The 12,157-nt window shown below is 40.6% G+C and carries 14 protein-coding genes; all 14 read right to left on the reverse strand.

Annotation, left to right across the window (positions count from 1 at the left end; genetic code table 11):
* Positions 1 to 334: 334 nt before the first annotated feature.
* Complete coding sequence (locus tag H065_RS26695) at positions 335 to 964, reverse strand: hypothetical protein (protein WP_443146865.1); 630 nt, start codon at positions 962 to 964, stop codon at positions 335 to 337.
* A gap of 54 nt (positions 965 to 1,018) precedes the next feature.
* Entirely contained in the window at positions 1,019 to 1,150 is a 132-nt protein-coding gene (locus H065_RS28510; RefSeq protein WP_017815749.1) for a hypothetical protein, read from the reverse strand.
* 24 nt (positions 1,151 to 1,174) lie between these two features.
* Positions 1,175 to 1,315 (reverse strand): hypothetical protein, encoded by a 141-nt coding sequence (locus tag H065_RS28040; RefSeq protein WP_193746805.1) that lies wholly within the window; start codon positions 1,313 to 1,315, stop codon positions 1,175 to 1,177.
* Positions 1,316 to 1,420: 105 nt separating this feature from the next.
* Positions 1,421 to 2,077 carry a hypothetical protein gene (locus H065_RS0124510; protein WP_017815750.1) on the reverse strand — a complete coding sequence of 219 codons (657 nt, stop codon included), beginning with the start codon at positions 2,075 to 2,077 and terminating at the stop codon, positions 1,421 to 1,423.
* A 25-nt stretch (positions 2,078 to 2,102) separates the two neighbouring features.
* Entirely contained in the window at positions 2,103 to 2,426 is a 324-nt protein-coding gene (locus tag H065_RS0124515) for a DUF6572 domain-containing protein (RefSeq protein WP_017815751.1), read from the reverse strand.
* 16 nt (positions 2,427 to 2,442) lie between these two features.
* A complete protein-coding gene (locus H065_RS27770) occupies positions 2,443 to 5,250 on the reverse strand; it encodes a hypothetical protein (protein ID WP_193746806.1) in 2,808 nt (935 codons plus the stop codon).
* The gene (locus tag H065_RS0124525; RefSeq protein ID WP_017815753.1) at positions 5,247 to 5,630 is read right to left on the reverse strand and encodes a DUF4280 domain-containing protein; all 384 of its coding nucleotides are present in this window, start codon (positions 5,628 to 5,630) and stop codon (positions 5,247 to 5,249) included. The genes H065_RS27770 and H065_RS0124525 overlap by 4 nt, the downstream gene beginning before the upstream one ends.
* 140 nt (positions 5,631 to 5,770) lie before the next feature.
* Positions 5,771 to 6,310: a hypothetical protein gene (locus tag H065_RS0124530; RefSeq protein WP_017815754.1), complete on the reverse strand. Its 540-nt coding sequence runs from the start codon at positions 6,308 to 6,310 to the stop codon at positions 5,771 to 5,773.
* Positions 6,292 to 6,960: a hypothetical protein gene (locus H065_RS0124535; protein ID WP_017815755.1), complete on the reverse strand. Its 669-nt coding sequence runs from the start codon at positions 6,958 to 6,960 to the stop codon at positions 6,292 to 6,294. The genes H065_RS0124530 and H065_RS0124535 overlap by 19 nt, the downstream gene beginning before the upstream one ends.
* Entirely contained in the window at positions 6,957 to 8,426 is a 1,470-nt protein-coding gene (locus H065_RS0124540; protein ID WP_017815756.1) for a hypothetical protein, read from the reverse strand. The genes H065_RS0124535 and H065_RS0124540 overlap by 4 nt, the downstream gene beginning before the upstream one ends.
* Before the next feature lie 5 nt (positions 8,427 to 8,431).
* Positions 8,432 to 9,022: a hypothetical protein gene (locus H065_RS0124545; RefSeq protein ID WP_238558033.1), complete on the reverse strand. Its 591-nt coding sequence runs from the start codon at positions 9,020 to 9,022 to the stop codon at positions 8,432 to 8,434.
* A 984-nt stretch (positions 9,023 to 10,006) separates the two neighbouring features.
* Positions 10,007 to 10,504 carry a hypothetical protein gene (locus H065_RS0124550; protein WP_017815758.1) on the reverse strand — a complete coding sequence of 166 codons (498 nt, stop codon included), beginning with the start codon at positions 10,502 to 10,504 and terminating at the stop codon, positions 10,007 to 10,009.
* 531 nt (positions 10,505 to 11,035) lie between these two features.
* Positions 11,036 to 11,536, reverse strand: coding sequence for a hypothetical protein (locus tag H065_RS0124555; RefSeq protein WP_238558034.1), 501 nt, complete (start codon positions 11,534 to 11,536; stop codon positions 11,036 to 11,038).
* A gap of 4 nt (positions 11,537 to 11,540) precedes the next feature.
* Positions 11,541 to 12,157: hypothetical protein (locus tag H065_RS0124560; RefSeq protein WP_017815760.1), on the reverse strand; the 617-nt coding region annotated here is incomplete at its 5' end.

A 12,157-nucleotide genomic window follows, 5' to 3' on the forward strand; every position in this document is an offset into this window, starting at 1 on the left:
CATCTTGTAGGGTACAGTTTATTCTGCTGCAGCCTTTTTGTTTTAAGACACTAATTTTTATTCCTTCTGATTAAATTTAAGATTTAAATAATATAAACAATCATCCATATCAGGATTTCTTTCACTAATTTGAATATGGTATAACATTTTAAAGCATTTTACTGAATCAGGACTATAATTAAGAAGTGCTTTTCATAATCTTTTTTATTCCATCTTCAATACCATTTCTTCTATATCATCAAATACAGAACATAAGTTTTTAATCGTCTCATTTGTAGCGTGACAAGCAATATCATTTAACATTTGAGGTTACTCTAAATTCATAATGTAACTCTCATTCATATGCCTCTAAATTAGATTTTATATAATTTTCCCAGAGTTTATTAGCTTGGAAAGAAATACTCCTCCGGTTTTTTAGATTAAACTTAGGTATAGCAAATAATTCATTTTTTTCGAAAGAATTCATTGTCCGAGTCCAATTTTGAAGTAAATCATCCTTGCTAACTTCCCAGGGTTTTTCTACAATATCAATACAAATTCCATCCCATTTTAATTTACTAACTATCACAGGCGTATTTTTTAGAATTTCTTGATCAATAAGAGCAAGAATGTCAGATCCAAAATACGTTCTTGTTGACAAACCTAGTGGTCCACTAACTCCTAGATTTACAGGTGCTGGTTGTGAACAGAAATTCATCCATCGCTGCAACTTTTCCATTTCTGTCTCCCAAGGGATAACCGAAGGCCAAAATATATGAGCTATACCATAACGTGGTTTAAGAATGTCGGCACATTGATCAGAAATTTCAAAAAAAGAGTGCCAGTATTCAACCGCAATTTTTTTGAAATCAAAGTCAAAGAAAGATCGGAAAGATAAATCTAAATTGAAACGTCCTGAATATTCTATGGGTGATTGATTACGATATAAATATATCTCTGAAATCCTAACATCTTCTGCAGACATTGTATTCAAAATATCATTACGATTATAAGCTGATCGCATTAATTCATTACTTCCCTAATGTGTTGGAGTAAATTTTTCATCCTGCTCAAATATATCTAAAAGATTGTTAAGTAAATCCATTTCTCTCAACTGTACAGAAGGAAACATTGTGATCGTAAATAAATTAGGTAACTGTGCTGAACTCAAAACATAACCTCCTTCAATAACTAATCAAGGATTATAAGATATCTTGCTTAATATTTTAGAGATTTCGTTTGATTTAATATCTTGCCATCCTATATTTTCGGCTTTTGATGGTTTAGCCCACGCCAATTCTTTTGCTTTTTCAAAATCATGGATTGCTTGTTTCAATAGCTATCCGAGATAACCTGGATTACTGATTCATGTATGAAAAATGATGGGCAAATACCCTTTTAGAGTTAGTATTTGGCCATCATTTTTCATAGTTGTATTCAATTAAAAATCAATATTAATTTTATTTTCTATGATCGTTCTAAAATTAGACGGATTTCGCATCATATTATTCCCATACGCACTTACAGCATCTTCATCTGCCATCATACTCACATAATTGTCTCTGAACTCTTTTTGTACAGAAGCTTTCAAATGATCATAATATCTTTTAGCTGCTTCTTCTGCTAATTCACGTGAACCTTCATTCAGGACAAAATCAATATCAACAATGTAACCTAACAAAGGATAAAACCCCTCTGCTACAACTTGTTTTACAAATTGATCTGGATTATTAATGCAATTTTCTGCAATTGGAATACACGTCTCATCCAACCACTTCTTACATTCATAAAGAGCTGAATGCTGTTGTTGTTCGTTAGCTAGATTCCAATATAACTGACCTGCAGGTATATTACATTGACGGGTATCGAGATGAAATATCTTTCTTTTTGAATTAGAATTGATGATCGCAAATTCACTATAGAATGCTACATTTTTGTCCGATATATTGTTCCAACTGGTATAAAAAAACACTTTGTAGGTATACTTTTTATCTTTTTTAGTCATCCAATGACTTGATTTAGAATATTTCCAACCTCGCTCTGAATAATTGCTTGCTATCAAGCCACATACCTTATCAAATACTTCATTTGCTTTCAAATTGCCACCTTCATTCTAAGCTTTATTAAGATTCATGAATTCTAAATTCTACTGCTAAATCTTTTGTACTGCTTTTGAATACATCTAGCAATTTATAAAAATTTAAAGAAGGTTTGTACTTAAATCTTAAATCAATTATATATCCTTCTATTACTTTTATATCTTCATATATATTATAAGCCTGACCACTTTCTATGAATGATATATAAGCATTAATCTTGTCCTGGATTAATGTTAAATGTTCAATTTCATTATCCCAATTTAAATGATCAGCAATCAATAAAGCAATTTTATTCTCTTCTTCATTTTTTCCAATCCCGTCTACTTTATCTCTATCTAATATCGACATTTTTATCCCACCTTATTTAGTCATCAAAATAGCTTGTTCCTTCAGGTCGAACAGTTTGAACTCTTGTACCAGGTGGTACTTCATACCCTTCTGTAAAATCACCTTTTCCTTCTCCTACAACTTTACCTCCAGAATCTCTTAATTCCGGGAATCCTTTTTCCTGATTATCGGTGTAAGGAGCGACTTCCGAGCTCTTATACTCTTGTATGATAACGTTCCCTTGGTCATCAGTAGCTATTGCATCAACTCTAATTTTAGTTCCCTCATTTGTTACAATGGTTATTTCTTTCTGTGCATTACTGTACTCTTGTGAGAAATCATTGAATTTCTCATCAGAGAATATTTGACCTTGCTCTTTTAAAGAAGCCCATTTTTCACTAGCTTCTTTCCAGTCTAACGGGTCCTTAGGATTTTCACCAATTTTAGACTTTCTCTGACAATATTCTTCATATTTAGACTGTATATTTTTATCCTTAAATTTACCTGCCTCATCCAATATACTTGAGTTTCTTTGTAATGTTGCTTCTTCCATTTCTTTCATAGCCTGATTATAATTTCGCTGCACTTCTGTCTGAGGAATACTTCTGCTCTCCATTCGAGTTGGTTCGTTCATACGAATACGAGTACCATCAGGAGTAACATAAACAGGGCTTGTCATATCATCCAGACCGTTCTTTATCTTCTGACCCAGCTTGCTGCCCGATTCATTCAGCTTACTAAGAGAGCTTTGAAATGCTTCCCCAGAAGCTTTCACTCCGTTTTTGACGAATTGCGGCGTTACTTTGCTGGCACCTTTGACTATTGCATTTCCTAGTGCCTTGCCTGCTTTGGAATTAACAACGCCCACAGTCGCCACACCGAGTCCTGCACTCATTCCGACCGACTTCCAGTCAATTTCGGAGAACTTTTTCCCTTGCATCATCTGACTAGCGATATCGGATACGGCATTTTCAGCACCGCCCAGGGCCATTTTACCAGCGATAGATCCTCCAACCCCGAGTGGGCCAAATATCGCTCCGGTGACGGCTCCAATCAACGACTCCCGCAAAGCAGTCGTCGCATATTCCCCGAAGTCGCTCACTTCCCCTCGAGCGATATCGGAAGCGGCCTGAACACCCACTGCAATCCCGCCTGCAGCCATTGCTCCAACAGCTACTGCCCCTACAATTACCGGTCCAGCTCCCAGCGTCGCTACGGTAAATGCCGCCAGCGCAGCCACACCTACCACAATGGCCAGTCCACCCAGCACGTTGCGACCGAGCTTGCCCCAGTCAAACGGCTTTGGCGGATCGGGTGGTGGGGGTGGTGTACCTTTTTGCGGTTCATCCTGATAGGCTGCATAGGCTGTCCGGTCGCTACCATCCGCCCAGACCTTTTCGCCGAGCAGATGATATTCCCCTTCTATAGCAATGCCCGATGTGCCGCCTGTTTTGTAGGCCATGATTTGCTCACCGGCCTGGATGATTACTTTCTTTTTGCTGAACAGCACAATATCTTCTTTACCCGTTATAGTCAGCTTTTTGGGACTACGGATCGTGACGCCTATGCCGTCTTCCAGGCTAATCGCCATAGTGCCTACCGGATTCCCCTGGATATGCACATGATCCGGGGCCATTTTCAGTTCGCTGCCATGTTCACTACCATAATACCGGATATTGGGGTCGCTTGTCTTGGGCGCACTCGCTCCATTGGTACGCACTGAGCCAATGATCTGCGCCCTGGTTCCGGTACCATCCGGGTGGTACAGACTGGCTTTGGTACCAACCTGTGGCATGCTGTACATTGGGCCGCCCGTTGGCGGTGCGAACGGATACCAGTGCGGATCAGCTTTGCCGTCGTCTTTATCTACATCGAGTTTGAGCTTCACTTCTTCACCGCGCACGGCGAGTACAGTTCCTTCCAGCGATATACCGATCGCTTTGGGATTGGTGATCAGCAGGCTGCGGACACCCGGCTCACGAGAGAGCACATAGTTGAACAGCAGCTGGCCTTTATCCATAGTGGCATGGACTTCGCGTACCACCAGCTTTTTATCTCGAAAGGTTACCCGATCTCCAATCGCAAATGGCTCGATATGCTGCAGCTCATAGCGAAAGAAATCCGTATCATGCAGGCCGGCTTCCGAACCGCCTGCCTGCTGATAGGCTTTGAGATCTTTGCGCGCTGTATAAGGGACGTCATCCGGTACAGTCACAGTTCTACCTTCCGGCAGCCCAAAATGCAGCCTAGGCTTTACAGATTCCAGCATATCACAGACCACAACAGTCTGTAACCGACTGGCCAGACGCTTGGTTAACGCCCAGTCCGTCTCTTCATATTGCAAGATCGCTTCGCCTATTTCCTGATCGCTTCCTTTATGAAAAGCAACCGAGCTGCCCGGATAATCCGTATTGATTTTACTTATTAATTCTTCATACGTCTGGGTCTGCTCAGGGAACGTACGTTTACGTTTTTGGATATCCCATAATGATGAGGCGCTGATGCCCTCAATGACAATCTCATGCCTGTTATTCTGACGAATCGCTTCTACTTTGTTAACCAGACCGCGGAACAGCGGCTGTTCGGCTCCAAAGGAACCATATGTAACTTCGATTTGATCCTGTACCGAAGCGGCAAGCGGCATTTGCATCTGAATGTCTTCGTCCATCCAGCCGGTCAACTGCAGCTTGGCATGTTCTCCAGGCTTCCATTCGATCTCAAGCCCATGAATGTGTTGAAGCGGATACGGACATTTTACTTTGAGCTGGTCGTAGCCAATGACTTCCGGACTGCCGATTCCCAGTGCATCCATAATCGTCTCTATCATCTCGGTTCCTCTCATCATTCCTGTCCACTCGTTTCGAATTTGATACTTCCCTTGTACATGCATAAATGGCAGGAAGATGTGGTTAGCGCAGGCTTGCCCTCGACCCGTGTCTTTTCCTTGGTCATCATCCATGGCTGGCACAATTGCGGCAGACATGGCTTGCCCTGCACCTGCCCGCCGCCTTCAGCTACCAAATATATTGTCTCCGAACTGGGATTAAGTGAGCTGCTGCATACGCCAAAGCTGGCTACATTTTCGGGTTTATAATCATCTTCATTCATCATCGGCTGAGTTTTGACAAAAGATCCGTGACTGGCCGACAGGTTGATCTTCCGCGGATGGGATCCATAACTGCAACGCATGGACGCACCGCGGACAACATAGTATTCATCTGCCACGTAATTTCCCTCCTTTACTGCAAATCCTGTTTCAGATTAGTGTAGTTGGTTCAATAAACCGAAGGTGTGTCTGTATTTGATGGGTAGGCTGTTCCTGCTTTCTATATACAATTGAGTGTGGAATCCTTATTTCTGGTGTGTTACCGATACTGGGCAGCATGAACAGGAAGACGCTCTAGGCGTATGCCCGTCATATCGCGACGCAGCATGCTCTCTGCCATATCCAGTCGGACCACAATTTCGGGACGGGCACTGCCCGCAATACGGAATATCCGGCGCTGCTGCAGTTTGGCTTCGTCCAGCACAATTTGTTTGAGCATACTATGATCCTGATTCCACTCACTGTCTGGATGCAGCACATCCGCTACAGTTGGAAAAGGAATATAATATGGCAACTGCAGCATCTGCTCCCGATCAAGCAGTACCGTTATGCGAAAAGCCATGGCCGGATCATACATCGCCCAAAGCTTCATCATTCGCTCGGATAACAGCGGTACCGCTTCTTCCATATAATCGAGAAATTCCGTATCTTCCCCGGAACGCATATATAATCCGAGCGGCTCACTGATATCATCCGGCTGCAGATGCGGGAGCTTCCATACCGGAATCTGCTGGGTAATCGGCTCAAGCCGCGGAATATCGGTATAACGCATATCCTGCTTCAGGAGAAAATAGTCCATTGCTCTGCTGCCTCCTTTTGCTCTGCTGATGCCTGATGATCAGGAGATTCCGTAGAATCCTCCAGCTGACAGAGCAGCTCGCTCTCGTCCCGGAACTCCCCGGCCAGAATAGCACAGCCAGCTGCTTTGCTCAGTTTGGTCCAATCGGGATGTTCTACCCAGACCGGCATCATCGATTTGATAAATTCCACAGTCAGCGTATGATACTTCACCGCTTCGATCTGCTGTATTTTCTCGATATCCATTACTGTAATCCGGCGGCCATACGGACGACGAAGCTCATCCAGTTGCTTCATCCGGTCAAATAATGGTCGGAACGTGAAAGCGGCATCCCAGTGTACAGTACATTCGACGGGGTCAAGAAACCAGCGTTCATCATAACAATCGATTCGATAAGTGGGCTGGTTGTTCATAATGGCGGTGCGTAATAGTGAAATATACATATAGCGAATAGGACCTTTTTGTCCGGTGGACTGTAGTTCCTGGGCACGCTGACATGCTTTGTGCAACGCGTCAATCAGGCTTTGCTCAATATCCTCTTTGTCGTCTTCGTAATTTTTCTCGATGATGGGCAGATCGCCGAGCCAGCCTTCCAGCACATGCTCCTGCAGGAATTCATCCAGCGCGCTGTCACGATCCGGCAGCCTCATTCGATATTCACCTTGCCCCCGGTCAATTTCACATCGTCCTTGATATTGACGGTAGCTCCAGCCTGAATGAAATCAACGCCCTCTTGACCTTCGATGGTAATCTTGGTTTTGCCGGTAATCTGGATATCCTCGTCTGCAGTCATGATGATCTTTTTGTTGCTGTTGATTTCTATACCACCTTCGTCCGTCAGACGGATCAGCAGCTGTCCATTGGCGATAATCTCTACCGCCCCCGGCTTGAAGACGACCTGTTTGCCGTATTTGGTGCTGATGCTTTTGATCGCCGGATCGCTGCGTTTGACCGGATCAGACGATTTCAGATCCACCGAACTTGCCACAAAAGCATTCTTCTCACGTTCATCGGGGAAATACAGACGAATCTGGTCGCCTGCTTCCGGCATCGCATACCAACCGCTGCCGTCTGGAGAAGAATAGACGGTAGAGTATGCGAACCACTTGGCGCCACTCTCGTTCGAACCCTGGTCGATATCCAATTTGATTTTCACCTGGTCTTTCATAATCTCGGTGACTTTACCGAACAACGAAGCACCTGACAATTCATGTGCCCATATCGTACGCAAGCGGAAGCTCGGACGATCACGCAGAATATAGCGTCCAACCAGAAGCTCACCTTCGGTTACAATCTCGGCGGATGCGATGTATAGCGTCTTGTCCTGAAAGCGAACCGGACTGCCCAATTCCAGCAATTCATAGCTGTTCACTTCGTAGCTGATACTGGATTCTTCCCGATCGTCAGGAATACCGTTGTTGGCTTTGAGCTTATGCTCCATCAGATCTTTTTTGACGGTATAATTATGCTCATTCAGCAGAATCGGAGAATTCCCCTCCGGTACACCCACCATCAGCTTCATTCCCGTCTGAGTAGATGTAGGAATCAGCGGTGCATTCAATCTGGAAGCAAGCCGCTTAGCAAATACCCAATCGGTCTCGTTGTATTGCACAAACAGTTCTTCCAGATACTTGCCATGGGAAGCTTCGTCCCGGATCTCTGCCTGGGGATAGCTGCTCGCCAGGTGATTAAATAGATCCCGGTAGGTCTCCTCGATCTTCTGAAAAGAGCGCTGCTTTTTCTTGATATCCATCAGGAAAGTCATGCTCTGCGCTTCGATATGGAGTTCACGCACGTCGTTAATTGCTTTTACCGAAATATCAGTGACTACGCCCTGGAATAACAGAATCTCCTCATACGGATTGCTGATAAATACACGGATTCGTTCATCTTCATCTGCGCGTTCTACATACTGGTCCATCAGTTCTTCCGGCACAATTCCCTGAAGCGTAAAGGTCACATGTTCATTGAGTTTTTTGACGATACCTAGTTTGAGGACACGTTCGAATTGATACGGTTCAATACGGATATCTGCCTTGGTGAAGATCGTCGGCAGCAGAGGACGGCCGGCTAAGATATCCGACATGGATTGCGTACGGGTAGATGCAAAAGTCATTCGTATTATTCTCCTTTCAAGGAACCGGTCTGAATAGTATGTATCATCTGCAGCACAAGATCGCGCCACTGTTGGTAACTCTTGTATGGACAGGTGAAGCCTCCAATAATCGTCTCCCCATTTAACTCCAGGAAAAATTGTAGCCGATAAGCAGGCTGATCCAGTGCAGGGCTTTTGAAATCAAAATAGCCGATCGTTTTGCCATGAACGCTGATAATCTTCTCATCATAGAATACGTTGGTCGGCTGCATGTTTTTGATCATTTGCTTCATGCCGGCTGTAAGCTCCTGTACCCAGCTGTCTTGCAGTGGCTGATCCACATGCTGGAGGGTAATATCCACTTCGGCTCTGGCATTGGTGAGAATAACTGCCGGACGATCCTCGTATGGATATTTGACCCGCTGCATGTCCCTGGACATCGGCTTGAAGCTGGAAGGAATATGTATATGCAACTGATCACCAAAAAAGGATCTCTGCTCAAAAGTGTACTCCTGTCCTTCCGCTTCTACCGTTCCTGCAAGGATATCATTGTTCTTCTGGGCCAGCTCGGCCTGGTTTAGCAGTTCCATAATTTTCTCATCATCGTATTTCATCATGTTCCCCCTTTGTTCGAATTACTGATTAGTAAGCCTAATGAACCATATGGATATTGAATTGTCGTTTATTGTAGGTTGTTACTTTATGAACTGGGAAGTCATTTTCATAGTGAAATTAGAACCGTATTGAGGGCTTAGCTCGTTGATAACTGCTATCTATGCCTGTATGCTGGATTGCCGATTTCGTATGTATGCTGTATATGCAGTAGCGTTACCAGCTAGACTTTCTATGATAAATAACAAATGTTATCGTTTTATTACAATACTGGTTATACTCCAATAATTTTATACAAATTAACCATGGAATTGATCTCTATTTTACCATGTTTTAGGATAGATCGCAGTCCGCATCCGGTCCTATATTTTGATTTTGAAAGTTCATGTTGATGATACCAGAAATATATTATTCTGTTTGGTGACTGATTAACCAGAAGCTACATTCGTACAATTAATTTAAATAAGCCTGATACAGAATATTATGTCTGTATCAAGCTTATTAGATTATTAAGTATATACTGTAATACTTATTATGAAGTTGAATTTAGCAGCTTCATATACTCTACTGGATTTAAAGTTGATAATGCCATTCTCTTTTATTTACAACAAGTGTGCTAAAAATTAGATCATGCAGGTCCTGCTTATACATTATCAAATCACATAAATCCAATAATCAAAAGACTATTTAACTTTTCAACTCGATAATGCTTAGTAGCATCGCCAAAAAGTGACGGCAAAAAATAATAACTACAGCAATACTTTTTATTGAAATTTTACTTAAAGTATCTTGAAGTCCTGAAAAATTAAATAAACTAAATATAGCTATGAAAAAGTTGATTCAATATTAACTAGGGATCTGATAAGAATTTGTCCCTTATATGCTTAAATGTATAATTAAACAAACATAATATAGCGATTCAACTGAATTATGACATTACATTATCTAACAATAGTATAATTGTTCGATAATTCAAATTAATCTATGAATTAATTAACATGCTCATTGTCGACTTTCTCTAACACTTCATCACTTATATCTAATGGTTCCCTTTCAACTCGATTTGCAAGTGAAAGAAGGTCTGTAGATCCAGCTACATTTAAATAGCCAGCTCTTATAAAGAAATGTCCGCCTCTTTCATATAACTTGATTACTGGTTCAAATAAATCTTTATTATCAATAGCAATTTCATTTCCTTCATCGACAAGTGCATTTAATTCTAAATAACTGGTAACAATTTCTCCAACATAATTATTATCAATCTTTTTTAGTATAGGTAATTCATTGACATGAGTTTGTGACTTAGTTATAGCATTTGAAATGATAATAAAAGGATATCTACAAGATCCTGGATAATCACGAAAAAACATTGATGCTCTTCTTAGATATTCTTTGCTCAGATAAACATGTGATTTTGCTTGCTTATTTCCAATATTACTCCAATCTATTATAGAAATACGTTTGATTGCCTGATTAAGATCTTCCATCAATTACTCGCTCCATTTTTTCATTTTTTATGACCCAAAACCTTTTTTCGAGTAGTATTCATATGCTCCTGGGAGCTCAAATGACGGTTGACTGGAAGCTACATCATGTGTCTGAACCAAAGTCGTCACTACCTTTTTGATATGCATTAGGATTTTTATATGGATAGCCTTGTTTTATTTATTCAGTTTCAGTTAATTCATGTTCAGCCAACTCTTGAAACCATTGTTTTTGTTTTGATCCAACTCAATTTTCTAATCCTTTTTCCATATGAATCCATTTTTTCTTTCTATGTTTATTGCTCACTCTTAAATTCTTTTGTCCCTACTCATTCACTTCTCCTCATTCGTTTCATAATTTTGATTGTCAACATGCAAAAAAGCTCGTTCCTACTCATAAAAAGTTGGAAAAAGCTTTGGCATTTTATCTGTTTTTAGATTTGTTGATACTATTGTATAGTTTTGTTTTGGGTTATAAATTTACTTTCCTAAACTGTTTTATAGCCTTCAAATTATACTAAATAAATAGAATTATTACTGATTATTATCAAGATCAATTCTCTCCAAATTAGGATCGCTAATATCAGTTTCTAATCTATCGCTATGAAAATTAATCCAATTGTTGAGGACAAAAGCAGCACTACCACAACTTAACGCCTTGTCACTATCAAATCTTAACTTCCCACCTCTTTCAAAAAATTTAATGATAGGTTCATACATATTTGCTACTTTTAAAGCTTTTGAAAATCCCTTCTCAATAATATATGCTAGTTCTAAATAATTTCTACATATTTTATAGTGTATTGGGTTGTTAATGTTAGGCAAACTTTCCTCTACAACCGTACTAACTTCCACCAACAAATCATTATTCTCAATATTTAAAATTTTTAACGGACTTTCTAAGGGACTTTGGATAGCAAAACCTGTATTTGCAAAAACAGCCATTCTTCTCAAGTATTCAGCCAGTAGAACTGAATGGGATTGTTTAGGATCTCTTGCAATATTCCAGTCTATTTCGTGTACTCTTTTTACCACACTATTAAAAGACAATATCATACTCATCACCTTTTTTAATTTTATAAAATGCCGAACTTTCTTGTTTATATCCAGGGAATGTTCCAAATTCAGGTTGTGGTGGAGCATTATCATGTGCACCTGGAGGCTTTGATTTCCAGCTTTTCGAATCAAAATCCCAAGATTCTGGGTGTCTGTAGTATTCTGTTCCTGAATCCATTCGTGCTTTTTCATCTAGTTCATGTGCTTTTAACTGTTGAAACCATTTTTTTTGATCAGGAGTTAATTCTCCTTCCAAAGCTTTATGAAAAGCGTATACTACTTCAGGATCGGGTGTTAATTTAGTTTTGTAAAAATATAGACCAGTTTCATCATAAGCTGGGAGGTCATATTTATTAAGATAAAGATGCGATTTTAAATCTATTGCCTCTTGTAACTCTAAACCTGTATTCTTAGCAAGAAGATCTATATTTTCTAATCCTGTATTTCTTATTTCTTCCGCTTTTTTCTCAGTAGCAATATCAATCTTAAATTTAATCTCTTCTTCAGGAGGATTACCATACCTCTTCGTACTTTTACCTGTTCCCTCAGATCGCATATACCCATTCTTCTCCGGACCCGGTAAATCCTTCTCCGCAATCC

Origin of the sequence: Paenibacillus shenyangensis, assembly GCF_000346635.1 — a bacterium.
GTDB classification, from domain to species: domain Bacteria; phylum Bacillota; class Bacilli; order Paenibacillales; family Paenibacillaceae; genus Saccharibacillus; species Saccharibacillus dauci.

What these genes read in the sequence shown, in the direction of transcription:
- H065_RS0124540 (WP_017815756.1), bottom strand. Translation starts at nt 8,426, where the DNA reads ATGACTTTTGCATCTACCCGTACGCAATCCATGTCGGATATCTTAGCC.
- H065_RS0124535 (WP_017815755.1), bottom strand. Translation starts at nt 6,960, where the DNA reads ATGAGGCTGCCGGATCGTGACAGCGCGCTGGATGAATTCCTGCAGGAG.
- H065_RS26695 (WP_443146865.1), bottom strand. Translation starts at nt 964, where the DNA reads ATGTCTGCAGAAGATGTTAGGATTTCAGAGATATATTTATATCGTAAT.
- H065_RS0124515 (WP_017815751.1), bottom strand. Translation starts at nt 2,426, where the DNA reads ATGTCGATATTAGATAGAGATAAAGTAGACGGGATTGGAAAAAATGAA.
- H065_RS0124530 (WP_017815754.1), bottom strand. Translation starts at nt 6,310, where the DNA reads ATGGACTATTTTCTCCTGAAGCAGGATATGCGTTATACCGATATTCCG.
- H065_RS0124545 (WP_238558033.1), bottom strand. Translation starts at nt 9,022, where the DNA reads ATGATGAAATACGATGATGAGAAAATTATGGAACTGCTAAACCAGGCC.
- H065_RS27770 (WP_193746806.1), bottom strand. Translation starts at nt 5,250, where the DNA reads ATGATGAGAGGAACCGAGATGATAGAGACGATTATGGATGCACTGGGA.
- H065_RS0124550 (WP_017815758.1), bottom strand. Translation starts at nt 10,504, where the DNA reads ATGGAAGATCTTAATCAGGCAATCAAACGTATTTCTATAATAGATTGG.